This window comes from Burkholderia sp. NFPP32 (assembly GCF_900119325.1).
In the GTDB taxonomy this organism is placed as follows: Bacteria; Pseudomonadota; Gammaproteobacteria; order Burkholderiales; family Burkholderiaceae; genus Burkholderia; species Burkholderia pyrrocinia_C.
Window position 1 is genome coordinate 119,226 of the sequence record NZ_FPJP01000001.1, and the last position, 13,516, is coordinate 132,741.

General features: G+C 66.5%; 13 protein-coding genes and 1 tRNA gene. 7 read left to right on the forward strand and 7 right to left on the reverse strand.

Annotated features, from left to right (window positions below; all coding sequences use genetic code 11):
• Nucleotides 1-101 precede the first annotated feature (101 nt).
• The 3 genes from BT264_RS00465 (at nt 102) to BT264_RS00475 (ending at nt 3,506) form a co-directional block, all read left to right on the forward strand.
• On the forward strand, nt 102-1,721 hold the full coding sequence (locus BT264_RS00465) for an acyl-CoA synthetase (protein ID WP_072435853.1): 1,620 nt from the start codon (nt 102-104) through the stop codon (nt 1,719-1,721).
• A gap of 71 nt (nt 1,722-1,792) precedes the next feature.
• Complete coding sequence (locus tag BT264_RS00470) at nt 1,793-2,116, forward strand: DUF2288 domain-containing protein (RefSeq protein ID WP_072435854.1); 324 nt, start codon at nt 1,793-1,795, stop codon at nt 2,114-2,116.
• A gap of 10 nt (nt 2,117-2,126) precedes the next feature.
• The gene (locus tag BT264_RS00475; protein ID WP_072435855.1) at nt 2,127-3,506 is read left to right on the forward strand and encodes an MATE family efflux transporter; all 1,380 of its coding nucleotides are present in this window, start codon (nt 2,127-2,129) and stop codon (nt 3,504-3,506) included.
• A gap of 19 nt (nt 3,507-3,525) precedes the next feature.
• Here the strand turns inward: BT264_RS00475 and BT264_RS39035 are convergent, their stop codons facing one another.
• Nucleotides 3,526-3,702, reverse strand: coding sequence for a hypothetical protein (locus BT264_RS39035; protein ID WP_165948090.1), 177 nt, complete (start codon nt 3,700-3,702; stop codon nt 3,526-3,528).
• 135 nt (nt 3,703-3,837) lie between these two features.
• Here BT264_RS39035 and BT264_RS39040 point away from each other — a divergent pair, with 135 nt between their 5' ends.
• Nucleotides 3,838-4,008, forward strand: coding sequence for a hypothetical protein (locus tag BT264_RS39040; protein ID WP_174419115.1), 171 nt, complete (start codon nt 3,838-3,840; stop codon nt 4,006-4,008).
• A 211-nt stretch (nt 4,009-4,219) separates the two neighbouring features.
• On the opposite strand, the gene BT264_RS00480 is transcribed toward BT264_RS39040, so the two are convergent.
• Together BT264_RS00480 and sixA are read right to left on the reverse strand one after the other, a co-directional pair.
• Nucleotides 4,220-5,026, reverse strand: coding sequence for a GNAT family N-acetyltransferase (locus BT264_RS00480; RefSeq protein WP_072435856.1), 807 nt, complete (start codon nt 5,024-5,026; stop codon nt 4,220-4,222).
• Nucleotides 5,027-5,196: 170 nt separating this feature from the next.
• Nucleotides 5,197-5,658, reverse strand: coding sequence for a phosphohistidine phosphatase SixA (gene sixA, locus BT264_RS00485; RefSeq protein WP_072436410.1), 462 nt, complete (start codon nt 5,656-5,658; stop codon nt 5,197-5,199).
• A 161-nt stretch (nt 5,659-5,819) separates the two neighbouring features.
• Between sixA and BT264_RS00490 the strand changes: the two genes are divergently transcribed.
• Nucleotides 5,820-5,896, forward strand: a tRNA-Pro gene (locus tag BT264_RS00490).
• Between the two features lie 291 nt (nt 5,897-6,187).
• The gene (locus tag BT264_RS00495) at nt 6,188-6,622 is read left to right on the forward strand and encodes a hypothetical protein (protein ID WP_072436411.1); all 435 of its coding nucleotides are present in this window, start codon (nt 6,188-6,190) and stop codon (nt 6,620-6,622) included.
• Nucleotides 6,623-6,708: 86 nt separating this feature from the next.
• Here the strand turns inward: BT264_RS00495 and ppx are convergent, their stop codons facing one another.
• The gene (ppx, locus tag BT264_RS00500; protein ID WP_072435857.1) at nt 6,709-8,223 is read right to left on the reverse strand and encodes an exopolyphosphatase; all 1,515 of its coding nucleotides are present in this window, start codon (nt 8,221-8,223) and stop codon (nt 6,709-6,711) included.
• Nucleotides 8,224-8,502: 279 nt separating this feature from the next.
• Between ppx and ppk1 the strand changes: the two genes are divergently transcribed.
• Entirely contained in the window at nt 8,503-10,566 is a 2,064-nt protein-coding gene (ppk1, locus tag BT264_RS00505) for a polyphosphate kinase 1 (protein WP_072435858.1), read from the forward strand.
• A 129-nt stretch (nt 10,567-10,695) separates the two neighbouring features.
• Here ppk1 and phoR read toward each other — a convergent pair whose 3' ends face one another.
• From phoR to phoU, 3 genes are read right to left on the reverse strand one after another with little or no spacing between them, the layout of a single operon-like run.
• Nucleotides 10,696-12,015 (reverse strand): phosphate regulon sensor histidine kinase PhoR, encoded by a 1,320-nt coding sequence (gene phoR, locus BT264_RS00510; protein ID WP_072435859.1) that lies wholly within the window; start codon nt 12,013-12,015, stop codon nt 10,696-10,698.
• A gap of 57 nt (nt 12,016-12,072) precedes the next feature.
• A complete protein-coding gene (phoB, locus tag BT264_RS00515) occupies nt 12,073-12,774 on the reverse strand; it encodes a phosphate regulon transcriptional regulator PhoB (protein WP_027787869.1) in 702 nt (233 codons plus the stop codon).
• A gap of 32 nt (nt 12,775-12,806) precedes the next feature.
• On the reverse strand, nt 12,807-13,511 hold the full coding sequence (gene phoU, locus BT264_RS00520; protein ID WP_034183285.1) for a phosphate signaling complex protein PhoU: 705 nt from the start codon (nt 13,509-13,511) through the stop codon (nt 12,807-12,809).
• Between the last annotated feature and the right edge of the window lie 5 nt (nt 13,512-13,516).

The window sequence follows — 13,516 nt, forward strand, 5'->3', positions numbered from 1 at the left end:
CGAACATTCCCTATCAGCAGTCACCATTGTCGATTCGTCTGCATGAAACCCTGATGTAAGCCGTTCGCCCGACGCCACGTTCGACACCCAGGAGACCCGCGATGCTGCCCGCCGCCGACCGCTACGACGACCTGCTCTCCCGCTTCGGCTGGGCCGTTCCGGCCCGCTACAACATCGGCGTGGATGTCTGCGACAAATGGGCCGACGGCAGCGGGCGCCTCGCGCTGATCCACGAAACCGCGCAAGGCGACGTGATTCGACTCACGTTCGACGACCTGAGGAATGCTTCTAACCGGCTCGCGAACAGCTTCGTGCGCGCCGGCCTGCGACGCGGCGACCGGATCGGCGTCTTCCTCGCGCAGGGCCCGGAAACGGCCATTGCGCATCTCGCCGCGTACAAACTCGGCGCGATCGCGGTGCCGCTCTTCACGCTGTTCGGCGTCGATGCGCTCGAATACCGGCTCGCGAACAGCGAAGCATCCGCGCTCGTCACCGACGCGGCCGGCTACGCGAAAATCGCGCCGCTGCGCGCGCAACTGCCGGCACTGCATACCGTCTACTGCATCGGCGACGATGCGCCCGACGCGCCGGGCGTGCTGCGCTACGATGCGGCGCTGGCCGCCGAAACGCCCGACTTCGTGCCGGCCGATACGGCCGCCGACGATCCGGCGGTGATCATCTATACGTCCGGCACAACCGGCAAACCGAAAGGCGCGCTGCACGCGCATCGCGTGCTGCTTGGCCACCTGCCGGGCGTCGAGATGTCGCAGCAATGCTTCCCGCGCGACGCACGCCTGTTCTGGACGCCCGCCGACTGGGCGTGGATCGGCGGCCTGCTCGACGTGCTGCTGCCGTCCTGGCATCACGGCGTGCCCGTGCTCGCTCGCCGCTTCGAGAAATTCGACGGCGACGCGGCGTTCGCGCTGATGGCACGGCACGGCGTGACCCACGCGTTCCTGCCGCCCACCGCGCTGAAGCTCATGCGTACCGTCGCGGCACCGCGCGAACGCTACGCGCTGTCGCTGAAATCGGTCGCGAGCGGCGGGGAATCGCTCGGCACCGAGCTGACGGCCTGGGGACGCGACGCGCTCGGCGTGACGATCAACGAGTTCTACGGGCAGACCGAATGCAACATGGTGCTGTCGTCGTGCGCGGCGCTGTTCGATGCGCAGCCGGGCGCGATCGGCAAGGCGGTGCCCGGTCACGTGGTCGCGATCGTCGATGCGGACGGCACGCCGCTGCCGCCCGGCGTCGAAGGCCGCATCGCGGTGCGCCGCCCCGACCCGGTGATGTTCCTCGAATACTGGCGCAATCCCGGCGCGACACGCGACAAGTTCGCGGGCGACTACCTCCTCACCGGCGATACGGGCACGATCGACGCCGACGGCTTCGTGCGCTTCGTCGGCCGCGACGACGATGTAATCACGAGCGCCGGATACAGGATCGGCCCGGGCCCGATCGAGGACTGCCTGCTCACGCATCCGGCGGTGCGGATGGCGGCTGTCGTTGGCGTACCCGACGCGACGCGCACCGAGATCGTCAAGGCGTTCGTCGTGCTGAACCCCGGCCACGTCGGCGACGATGCGCTCGTCAGCGCACTGCAGGCACACGTACGCACACGCCTCGCCGCGCACGAGTATCCGCGCGCGATCGCGTTCGTCGACAGCCTGCCGATGACCGCGACCGGCAAGATCGTGCGCCGCGCGCTGCGCGACGCGTAGCCGTCCGCCGCCCGCTCGGGCCGCCGGCCGGATGGTTTATAGTGGCGCCACGCAGTCTTTCCAAAAAACCGATGTCCTCTGAACGCCAATCCGCCGCGGGTGCGTCGCACAGCCCGCTCTACGCCAAACTCCTCGGCGAGACCGCCAAGATCGACTGGTGCGATCTCGAGCGCTTCTTCGCGCAGGGCAAGCTGCTGTCCGTCGCGCGCGACCTCGATCTCGTCAGCGTCGCGGAAGCGATCGCCAGCGACGAAGCCGACCAGGTCACGCGCTGGCTGTCTGCCGGCCTCGTCGCGCGCATGCCGGCCGAAACCGCGGCCGACTACGCGGCGCGCAACCCGGAGCTGTGGGCGGTCGTCGTGTCGCCATGGGTCTGCGTGCAGGAACGCGCCTGACGCGTCCGCCATGTCCGAATCCGCGTTACCTCACGGGGCCGGCACTGATTCGGCCACCGTCACGCATCGGCGCGTCCTCGCGCTCGCCTTCCCGATCGTCCTGGCGAACCTGACCCAGCCGATCCTCGGCGCCGTCGACACGGCCGTCGCCGGCCACCTCGACGGCGCGCAGTATCTCGGCGGCGTCGCGCTCGGCGGGCTGTTCTTCAATTTCGTGTTCTGGGGCTTCGGCTTCCTGCGGATGGGGACGACCGGCCTCGTCGCGCAGGCGCACGGTGCCGGCGATGATGCCGGCATCCGCCTGAACCTGCTGCGCGCGTTGATCGTCGCATTCGCGCTCGGTGCCGCGGTGCTCGCGCTGCAGGTACCCCTGCTGTCGTTCGCGCTGACCGCGCTCGGCGGCAGCGATGCCGTCCGCGCGACGGCGCTCGCGTACAGCCACGCACGGATCTGGAGCGCACCGTTCGCGCTCGCGAACTACGTCGTGCTCGGTTACCTGCTCGGCGTGCAGCGCGTCCGGCTTGCGCTGGTCGCGCAGGTGTTCATCAATGCGGTGAACATCGGCGCCGTGCTGCTCTACGTGTACGGCTTCGGCTGGGGCATCGCCGGCATCGGCGCCGCGACCGCCACCGCGGACGCGTGCGGCTTCGCGCTCGGCGCGTGGATGCTGTGGCGGCTACGACCGCGCGGTCTCGTGCCAATCGCCGCGCGTGCGCTCGCCGACCGCGTGGCGCTCAAGCGGCTGATCGCGCTCAATCGCGACATCTTCCTGCGCACGCTGTGCCTGCTCGGCGCATTCGGCTGGTTCGCGCACCTCGGCGCGAAACAGGGCGACGCGACGCTCGCGGCGAACGCGCTGCTGCTGAATTTCCAGACCTTCATGGCGTACGGCCTCGACGGCTTCGCGCATGCGGCCGAGGCGCTCGTCGGCGCGGCGGCCGGCGCGCGCGACCGCCGCGCATTCCGGCAAGCCGTGCGCGTCACGCTGTTCTGGTCCGCTCTCGGCGCGCTGCTGTTCGCGCTCGCTTACTGGGCCGGCGGCGGCTGGATCGTCGCGCGGCTGACCGATCAGGCCGAGATCCGTGCAGTCGCGCTGCGCTACCTGCCGTGGGCCGCGATCTCGCCGATCGTGTCCGTCTGGGGCTTTCTGCTCGACGGCGTGTTCATCGGCGCCACGCAGACGCAATCGCTGATGCGCGCGATGGTCGTGTCGTTCTCGATCTTCATCGCGGCCACGCTCGCCGCCGTCGGCACGTTCGGCAATCACGGCCTCTGGTTCGCGCTGCTGCTGTTCATGGCCGCGCGCGGCGCGACGCTCGCGCGCTACCTGCCGGGACTATTACGGCGCATCGGCGCCGACGCGCACGCCGCACCCGCGGCCCGCGCCTGACGGCCGGCCAGGCCGACCGTTATTGCACGGGCTTCGGCGGCGGTGCGTCGAGCATCGACGGCGGCGTCATGTCGGTCGGCACGCCGTGATAGTCGGCTGGATCTTCCGGCGGGTGGCCGCGGCGGGCCTGACGAGGATCGCTGGTGCAGCCCGCGAGAAGCGCTGCGGCCAGCACGGCCAGCATGAAACGGGTCATCGGGTATGGCTCCGGAAATCGGCGCGCCCATCGCGCGCCAGGACCGCGCCGAGTCTAGCGGAAATCCGGTTTCGGGGTCGCGCCGCGCATGTCCTACTATGTACGCATGGCGCTGTGCCGTGGAAGGAGGCTGCCATGTCGTCTGAGGAAATTGCGGGCCTGATCGGCCTGTTCATCGGCTTGATGGTGCTGGCCGCGCTGTCGTACTTCGAGGCGCGCGAATACAAGCGCAGCCATGACGGCGAAGGGATGATCCACCACTGGATGGCGGAACACCACCTGCTCGACTGGCGCCGCAAGCACTGAGCGAGCCGCCCTGCCGTCCGGCCCGCGTCGAACCCGGGCCGTTCGCGAACGTGCCATCCGGTGGCACGGCAGGAACCGTGCATCGTCGAAATTAACAGGGCGGGATACACGCACACTGTCCGAATATACGAACGCCGTCGCGCGGCAGGCTGCCGCACGACGGCGTTTGCTTGCGTGCGCTCGGGACCGGGCGCGCCGCGATTCGGACGGCTCAGCCCAGGAAGTGGCGGGCGTAGCGCGCGTTGATGTCGGACAGACGGAACAGCGTCAGGAAATCCGCGCAATTGAAATCGGGATCCCAGGCCGGCGCGCCGCAGATCTTTGCGCCGAGACGCAGGTAGCCCTTGATCAGCGGCGGCGGCGCCACGGCGACGCCCGTCTGCAGTTCGTCGACCGGCAGTGCCGTATGCGGGAACGCACGGTACTCGGGCGCCGTCAGCGAGCTCGCCGACAGCGACTGGTACAGGTTTGCAGCATAGTGGCCGCCGTCGGCCATCGACACGCTTGCGCAGCCGAGCATCGTCTCGTAGCCGTTCTGCATCATGTACGCGCCGAGGCCACCCCACAGCGCCATGATGACGGCGCCGCTGCGGTAGTCGCTGTGCACGCACGAGCGGCCGACCTCGACCATCTTGCCGCGCAGGTGCGTCAGGCGCGACAGGTCGAATTCGCCCTCGGCGTACAGGCGGCCGACACGCGCCGCCTCGTGCGGCGGCAGCACGCGATACGTGCCGACCACCTTCAGCGTATCGAGATCGCGAACCAGCAGGTGGTCGCAGTACGCATCGAACGGATCGACGTCGAGACCGGAGGGGCCGCTGACCTGCGCGCCCATCTCTTCGGCGAACACGCTGTAACGCAGGCGCTGCGCTTCGCGCAATTCGTCTTCCGTGCGGGCCCATGCGGCACGCAGGCGGTACTCCGATGTAACGGTTTCAGCAGCGCGCGGCAGGTGGCGCCGCGACGTGTCGAGGGGCAGCGAGGCAAAGGGGAGCGTAGGCGTCGGCAGTTCTCGCATTAGGCTTTCCTGGTCGTAAGGAATAAGGCGACATGCCCGCCAATGTAGTAATCGGCCGTGACCGTTATGTGGCACGACCGTGTCCTTTCAATGACGTGTCGCCGAATTGACTTTAGCAGAAAGCTTGCGAAGCCGTATGATGAATCCCGTTAATCCCCGTCAGGCTTGCTTTACACCAGTTCCGGCGTCAATACTGCCCGCAGCACGGCCTGCCGGCCGCCGTCGCGCGTGCGGCTCGCGAGCCACACGATTCCGCCCTTCTTGACGCTCCAGCTGTCGTCGCTGCCGGCGATCAGTTGCGCGGCGACGCTGCCGAGCGTCGGCTGGTGCCCGACGATCACGACCGTCGGCGCGATGCCTTCCGGCCAGCCGGCCGCCGCCAGCACGTCGTCGACACCGCCGCCCGGCGCGAGCGCATCGACGGTCCGGTACTGGTCGGTCAGCGCCTCGACGGTCTGCACGGTGCGGGCCGCCGGGCTCGCGAGGATCACGGCGTTCGACTCGAGCCGGCCACGCAGCCATTTGGCCATCGCCTGCGCGTCCTTGCGGCCACGAACGGTCAACTGGCGCGCGAGATCGCTCGCCGCGTAGTCTTCGGCTTCGGCGTGGCGCCACAGGATCAGGTTCATCATGATGTTCTCCTTGCTTCGGCGAGCGGCCGCGCGCACGTGTATCCGGGCCGGCCGATCATCGTGCGAATTGTCGCAAATCGCGACCGGTTCACCGCCGCGGCATTTACCCGCATATCGTGATTGACCGGATCAGTAATTAGACGATACAATCTTTGGCTCGTCGGAGCGTAGCGCAGCCTGGTAGCGCATCTGATTTGGGATCAGAGGGTCGTAGGTTCGAATCCTATCGCTCCGACCAAAGGAATCAAGGGGTTACGGTGATCACCGTAGCCCCTTTTCCGTTTCCGGATCCTTGAACCGGTCGCTGGGCTTCCTGGCTCGCGGTAATCCGGTTCATTGCAGGGATCAATTGGGGGCCGGGCGACAACGCATCGGCCTCTGCCGCATCCCGGCGCCCATGACGCATCGCTTCAACCGCAGGCAGCTGATCGCGGCCACAAGTCAGCAGGCTGCCGACACGCACGCCGCAGCCCGCGCGCGACACTTCCGGGAACACGCGATAATGCGCGTGAACAACCCGCATCCGCGCATGAAAAACAACATTCTCAAGACCGCCCTCTGCGCATCGCTGTTCGCGCTCGCGACCACCGGCACCGCGTCCGCCAAGGCGCTCGACGACGCGCTCGACTGCCATTCGACCGGCCACAAGTTCGTCGCGCCGCTGCTCGCCGCCGGCGACATCCAGTCGGAGCCGATGCACGTCGAATCGAACTCGGTCAACGCATTTCGCACGAACCGCTCGCTGACGGCGTACGGCTTCGGCGTCTATGTCGTGCTCGGTTACCAGGCGAACGACCCGATCTTCCGTCCGGGCGACGGCACGCCGATCGGCGACTGGGCCTACGGCGTCGTGGTGCGCGGCACGAAGGGCGCGGTGGAGGAAGCCGTGCGCAAGGCCGGCAGCGACGCAACCGTCAAGCAGGCGTTTCCGTTCCTGACCGCGATCGTCTGCTCGTCGGACTGAGCAATCGTCAGGACGATCATGCGTCACGCCTAAGCCACAACCGCACGCCCCGCCCGCGAGCCCGTCCGGGCCCCGCTATCGGCCTGTTACGCGCCCGTATACACCACGCGATACGGGATACCGACCTTTTCCCATTCGGCAGCCTCCTGGCTGAGGCTGTAGTCGGTCAACGGGTTCTGCTCGACCCATGCGCCCGGCAGGCGCACTTCATATCCGCCCTTCTTCATCTGCGAAACGGAAATGTCCGGCAACCCCGCATCGGTCCGGCGCCGGCACAGCAGCGCCGCGAGCCGCAGGCAGAACAGCAGCGGCCACTCGACCTCGCGCGCCTGCGACAGCTTGCCGAGCTTGCCCGCGTGACCGAGCACGAGCGCGGCGAGCCGCGCCTGGTCCGTGCGCGAAAAGCCCGGCATGTCCGCGTTGCTCGCGATATAGGCCGAATGCTTGTGATACGCGCTGTGCGAGATCGACAGGCCGATCTCGTGCAACGCGGCCGCCCAGCCGAGGAACATCCGGCCTTCCTCGCGCGCTTCCTCGTCGGCTTCGTCGAGTTCGTCGTAGAAACGCGCCGCGAGCGCACCGATCCGCTCGGCCTGCGCACGATCGACGCCATAGCGGCGAGTAAAGCCCTCGACGGTCACCGCGCGCATGTCTTCGTGCTGCGTCCGGCCGAGCAGGTCGTACAGCACGCCGAGACGCAGCGCACCGTCGGTCGTATCGACATAATCGACGCCGAGCTCCTCGAACACCGCGAGCATGATCGCGAGGCCGCCCGCGAGCACCGGCACGCGGTCGGGCTTCAGCGCAACCAGCTTCAGCCGGTTGACGTTCTCCGACTTGATCAGCGCGCGCTTCAGCCGCTCGAGGCCGCCGCGCGAAATGCCGTGCGTGATGCCCGGATCGTTGAAGCCGTTCGCCTCGACGAGCTCCGCCAGCGCACGCGCGGTGCCGGACGAACCGATCGCCTGGTCCCACCCGGCCTTCTTGTACTCGCTCGAAATGATCTGGATCTCGCGCTTGGCGGCGAGTTCGGCTTGCCGCATCGTGTATTCGTCGACGTTGCCGGCCGGAAAGAAGGCGCGGCTGTGGCTCACGCAGCCGATATAGAGGCTCTCCATCACGATCGGCGTGTAGTGCGCGCCGATGATGAATTCGGTCGAGCCGCCGCCGATGTCGACGACGAGCCGCTTGCCGGCGCTCGCCGGCACTGAGTGCGCAGCGCCCGCATAGATCAGCCGCGCTTCTTCGCGGCCCGCGATCACTTCGATCGGGAACCCGAGCGCCGCTTCGGCCTCGCCGAGAAATTCGGCCGCGTTCTTCGCGACGCGCAGCGTGTTGGTCGCCACCGCGCGCACACGATCCGGATGGAAATCGCGCAGGCGCTCGCCGAACCGCTTGAGCGCCTCCCAGCCACGCTCCTGCGACGCGCGATCGAGCATCTTGTCGCTCGACAGACCCGCGGCCAGCCGAACGGGCTCGCGCAACGCGTCGACGGGATAGATCTGGCTGCCCGCCGACGTTTCCTCGACGCGACCGACGATCAGCCGGAAGCTGTTCGAGCCGAGATCCACGGCAGCCAGCAAGTGGGGAGTTGTAACCATCAGATTGGGGCTCCGTGCGCGTTCGCCCTGGGTAGCCAGTCCGGCAACCCAGGGCGATCAATCAAAGGCGACATTTTAAGCGTGGAACGCTTGCCATTGCCACGCTTCACGGGCATGCATACTGCTCAAGTGTATATGGCCGAAACATTTATGCGACGAATCGGTTAGGGCGTAGAATTTGCCGATATAAAACCATTACTGTCATCAGCACGTCATCGTACCGTGAGAGTTTCCGAGCGTCCTTTCGAATCATCGCCAGAATCACCCCCTACTCCGCCGATGTCCGTCCGCTACCCGCTTCTCAATCGTGAACTCGGCATCCTCGGTTTCAACGAGCGCGTGCTGGCCCAGGCAGCCGATCCGCAAGTTCCATTGCTCGAGCGCCTTCGCTTCATCTGCATCACCAGCAGCAACCTCGACGAATTCTTCGAAGTCCGGATGGCCGGCCTTCAGGAGCAGATCCGCGACAACCCCGGCGCGCTGACGCCCGACGGCATGTCGTTACAGCATGCTTACGATCTCGTCGTCGAACGCGCGCAACGGCTCGTCCATCGACAGTACACGATGCTGCACGAAACCGTGCTGCCCGCGCTCGAACAGGAAGGCATCTACTTCCATGCGACCGACTCGTGGAACGACGAGCAGCTCGAATGGGCACGACACTACTTCCTCGACGAACTGCTGCCCGTACTGACACCGATCGGCCTCGATCCGGCCCACCCGTTCCCGCGCGTGCTGAACAAGAGCCTGAACTTCGTCGTCGAGCTCGAAGGCCGCGACGCGTTCGGCCGCCAGGCCGTGATGGGCATCGTGCAGGCGCCGCGCGCGCTGCCGCGCGTCGTGCGCATGCCGCACGCGCTGTCGGGCTTCGAGCACGGCTTCGTGCTGTTGAGCTCGTTCATGCAGCGCTTCGTCGGCGAACTCTTCCCTCAACTCGTCGTGAAGAGCTGCAACCAGTTCCGCATCACGCGCAACAGCGAGCTGTTCGTCGACGAGGACGAAATCACGAACCTGCGCGTCGCGCTGCAGGGCGAACTGCCCGCGCGCCATCTCGGCAACGCGGTGCGCCTCGAGGTGTCGGCCGACACGCCGCAGCACATCGTGCGGCGGCTGCTCGAGGAAAGCGAACTCCGCGACAAGGACTGCTATCGCGTGGCCGGTTCCGTGAACCTCGTGCGCCTGATGCAGATTCCCGATCTCGTCGACCGCCCCGACCTGAAGTTCGCGCCGTTTACCGCATCGACTCCGCCCGCGATCGCGAACGCGCCGACGATGTTCGATGCGATCGACGACGGCGACATCCTGCTGCATCATCCGTACGAGAGCTTCCAGCCCGTGCTCGAACTGCTACAGCAGGCCGCGAAGGATCCGAGCGTCGTCGCGATCAAGCAGACGATCTACCGCACCGGCACCGATTCGCCGCTGATGGACGCGCTGATGGAAGCCGCGCGCAACGGCAAGGAAGTGACCGTCGTCGTCGAACTGCTCGCGCGCTTCGACGAGGAAACCAACATCAACTGGGCATCGCAGCTCGAAGCCGTCGGCGCGCACGTCGTGTACGGCGTGGTCGGTCACAAGTGCCACGCGAAGATGATGCTGATCGTGCGGCGCGTCGTGCAGGCCGGCAAGGCGACGCTGCGCCGCTACGTGCACCTCGGCACCGGCAACTACCACCCGCGCACGGCGCGCCTCTACACCGACTTCGGGCTGATGACGGCCGACCAGAAGATCTGCGAGGACGTCCATCACGTATTCCAGCAACTGACCGGGATCGGCGGCGAACTCACGCTGCACGAGCTGTGGCAGTCGCCGTTCACGCTGCATCCGCGCATCGTCGAATCGATCCGCGCGGAGATCGACAATGCGCGTGCCGGCAAGCGCGCACGCATCGTCGCGAAAATGAACGCGCTGCTGGAGCCGACAGTGATAGCCGCGCTGTACGAAGCGTCGCAGGCCGGCGTGAAGGTCGACCTGATCGTGCGCGGCGTCTGCGCGCTGCAGCCCGGCGTGCCGGGGCTGTCGGAAAACATCACGGTGCGCTCGATCGTCGGCCGCTTCCTCGAGCACCACCGGATCTACTATTTCCACGCGGGCGGTGCCGAGGACGTCTATCTGTCGAGCGCCGACTGGATGGACCGCAACCTGTTCCGCCGCGTCGAAGTCGCGTTCCCGATCCGCGAGCGCAAGCTCAAGCGGCGCGTGATCGCCGAAGGCCTGTCGGTGTGCCTCGGCGACAACCAGTCGGCCTGGCAGATGCTCAGCGACGGTCACTACCGCCGGCGCCGCGCAGGCAAGACGGTCCGCAACGCGCAGCTCGGGCTGCTCGCGAAGTTCTGCTCGTGATCCTGCCGTGCGGCGCGAATCGCGCGCCGCACGGCCAATGAAAAAGCGCAGCTCACATACGCGGGCTGCGCTTTTTTCTTGCCTGGCGTGCCGCCGCTCGCCGAACGAGCGACGGATGCCGTTACGCGATCATGCCTCGTACGCGGCCGGCCGGATCGCGATGATGCGCGAGCCCGGGAACCGCGCGGTGAACGTGCTGCCGCGCCCTTCCTCGCTTTGCACGTACAGGTGCGCATCGTGCCGCTGCAGCACGTGCTTGACGATCGCGAGCCCGAGCCCCGTGCCGCCCGTATCGCGCGAGCGGCTGCGGTCGACGCGATAGAAGCGCTCGGTCAGCCGCGGCAAGTCGGCGGCCGGAATGCCGAAGCCGCTGTCCGTGACGGAAAACACGCCCTGCGCACCCTCGCGCCGCCACGACACGACGATCTTGCCGCCGTCCGGCGTATAGCGGATCGCGTTCGTGACGAGATTCGCGAACGCGCTGAACAACTCCGTCTGCGCGCCCGTGACGCCGAGCGTCTCGTCGATCGAGAACGCAATGTCGTGATGCCCGTTCGACAGCGTCTGCGCATCCTCCTTCAGATGGTCGAACACGGCGCGCATGTCGATCGCATGATCGACCGGCGGCTTGCTCTCGCCTTCCAGCTTCGCGAGCACCAGCAGATCGGTGACGATGTGCCGCATCCGCGACGCCTGCTGCTCCATCATCTCGAGATAGCGAGCGCGGTCTTCCTCGTTCAGCGGCAGCTCGCGCATCGTCTCGAGGAAGCCGGACAGCACGGTGAGCGGCGTCTTCAATTCGTGCGACACGTTCGCGACGAAGTCGCGCCGCATCGCGTCGGTACGCTCGAGCTCGGTGATGTCCTGCGTGAGCAGCAGCTTGCGGTTCTCGCCGTACGGAAACACCTGCACGGCCAGCACGTTCTGTCGCGCACCGCCCATGCCGCGCATCACGAGCGTCTCGTCGTAATGCTGCGCATTCAGGTAGCGGACGAACTCGGGATGACGCACCAGGTTCGTGATGTGCTGGCGCAGGTCGCGCTTCGCATCGAGACCGAAATGGACCTCGGCGATCGCGTTGCACCACTCGATCTGGTCGTGGTCGTCGAGCATCGCGACGCCGTTCGGTGAGGCCTGGATCGCCTGGATGAAGCGCGAATGCTGCTGTTCAACCTGCCGCACCTGCGCATGCCACTGCTTCGCGAGCTTGTGCAAACGGTAGTAAATCTCGCCCCAGATGCCCGGCGCGCTCGGCACTTCGCCGTAGACGGGCGCATCGAGCAAGCGCCACAGACGCTGCGTATGGAAGGTGCTGAAAAAGCCCTGCGCGATCAGCATCACGGCCACGAACACGAGGCCCGCGGTCGGGCCGGCAAAGACGCCGACCAATACGCCGATCAGCACGAGCAGCACGAGCGACACCAGAAAGCGCGCCCAGATGATGTTCATGATTCAGCGTCCGAAAGAATGAACGGCATGCCGTGGCACACGGCATGTCCGGATACGTTACGCGTGCTTGGCGAGCCGGTAGCCGCTGCCGCGCACGGTCTCGATCATCGCATCGCAGCCGGCCGGTTTCAAGGCCGCGCGCAATCGTTTGATGTGCACGTCGACGGTTCGCTCTTCGACGAACACGTGGTCGCCCCACACCTGGTCGAGCAGTTGCGTGCGGCTGTGCACGCGCTCCGGATGCGTCATGAAGAAATGCAGCAGGCGGAATTCGGTCGGGCCGAGATCGAGCTTGATCTCGCTGCCTTCCGCATGCGCGGCGACGCGATGCGTGGCCGGGTCGAGGCGCAGCCCGTTGATCGACACGACGTCCTCGGTCAGCTGCGGCGCACGACGGCGCAGCACGGCCTTGATGCGCGCCATCAGTTCCTTCGGCGAGAACGGCTTCGTCACGTAGTCGTCCGCGCCGATCTCGAGCCCGAGCACCTTGTCCTGCTCGTCGCCGCGCGCGGTCAGCATGATGATCGGGATGTGTTTGGTCCGTTCGTTGTTGCGCAGGTCGCGCGCGAACGCGATACCGGACTTGCCCGGCAGCATCCAGTCGAGCAGCACGAGATCGGGCAGCACGTCGCTGATCAGGTTCTGCGCCTGTTCGGCGTTGTACGCGCGGATCGGGCAATGACCGGCGTGCTGGAGATTCACCGAGATCAGTTCGGAAATCGCGGGCTCATCTTCAACGACGAGAATGTTGCTGGGCATCGGCACCTCTTTTCTTCCTGTACGTTGTCGCGTTAACTGTTGGCTTCTCGGTCGAGCGTGTCGCGCGGCTGGTGCCGCACGTCCGTGCCCTTCACGATGTAGATGATGAATTCGGCGATGTTCTTCGCGTGGTCGCCGATCCGTTCGATCGCCTTCGCGATGAACAGGTAATCGAGGCCGACCGAGATCGTGCGCGGATCTTCCTGCATGTACGACACGAGCTTGCGCACGAACGCGCGGAATTCCATGTCGATCTCCTTGTCGTCCTTGACGATCTGCGCGGCCGCCACCGTATCGAGACGCGCAAACGCGTCGAGCGCGCGGCGCAGGATCGTCACGGCCATCTCGCCCGACACCTTGATCTCGGCGATGTTGACCGCGCGCGCGGCCGGCTCGTCGACCAGGCGGCGCACGCGCTTCGCGATCTTCTCTGCCTCGTCGCCGGCGCGCTCGAGGTTCGTAATCGTTTTCGAAATCGACATCAAAAGACGCAGGTCGCGCGCGGCAGGCTGCCTCCGCGCGATGATGTTGCCGCATTCCTGGTCGATGTCGACTTCCATCGCGTTCAGCGTTTCCTCGGCCGCGATCACCTTCTCGGCCGCATCGCGATCGAATTCGTTGAGTGCGTGCATCGCGCCGACGATCTGCGACTCGACGAGCCCGCCCATTTCCAGCACTTTCGACGACACGGCATTCAGGTCCGCGTCGAACTGGCTCGACAGATGTTTATCCGACATGGCTG

What these genes read in the sequence shown, in the direction of transcription:
- ppx (WP_072435857.1), bottom strand. Translation starts at nt 8,223, where the DNA reads ATGGTTACAACTCCCCACTTGCTGGCTGCCGTGGATCTCGGCTCGAAC.
- BT264_RS00495 (WP_072436411.1), top strand. Translation starts at nt 6,188, where the DNA reads ATGAAAAACAACATTCTCAAGACCGCCCTCTGCGCATCGCTGTTCGCG.
- sixA (WP_072436410.1), bottom strand. Translation starts at nt 5,658, where the DNA reads ATGATGAACCTGATCCTGTGGCGCCACGCCGAAGCCGAAGACTACGCG.
- ppk1 (WP_072435858.1), top strand. Translation starts at nt 8,503, where the DNA reads ATGTCCGTCCGCTACCCGCTTCTCAATCGTGAACTCGGCATCCTCGGT.
- BT264_RS00475 (WP_072435855.1), top strand. Translation starts at nt 2,127, where the DNA reads ATGTCCGAATCCGCGTTACCTCACGGGGCCGGCACTGATTCGGCCACC.
- BT264_RS39040 (WP_174419115.1), top strand. Translation starts at nt 3,838, where the DNA reads ATGTCGTCTGAGGAAATTGCGGGCCTGATCGGCCTGTTCATCGGCTTG.
- BT264_RS00465 (WP_072435853.1), top strand. Translation starts at nt 102, where the DNA reads ATGCTGCCCGCCGCCGACCGCTACGACGACCTGCTCTCCCGCTTCGGC.
- BT264_RS00470 (WP_072435854.1), top strand. Translation starts at nt 1,793, where the DNA reads ATGTCCTCTGAACGCCAATCCGCCGCGGGTGCGTCGCACAGCCCGCTC.
- phoR (WP_072435859.1), bottom strand. Translation starts at nt 12,015, where the DNA reads ATGAACATCATCTGGGCGCGCTTTCTGGTGTCGCTCGTGCTGCTCGTG.
- phoU (WP_034183285.1), bottom strand. Translation starts at nt 13,511, where the DNA reads ATGTCGGATAAACATCTGTCGAGCCAGTTCGACGCGGACCTGAATGCC.
- BT264_RS39035 (WP_165948090.1), bottom strand. Translation starts at nt 3,702, where the DNA reads ATGACCCGTTTCATGCTGGCCGTGCTGGCCGCAGCGCTTCTCGCGGGC.
- phoB (WP_027787869.1), bottom strand. Translation starts at nt 12,774, where the DNA reads ATGCCCAGCAACATTCTCGTCGTTGAAGATGAGCCCGCGATTTCCGAA.
- BT264_RS00480 (WP_072435856.1), bottom strand. Translation starts at nt 5,026, where the DNA reads ATGCGAGAACTGCCGACGCCTACGCTCCCCTTTGCCTCGCTGCCCCTC.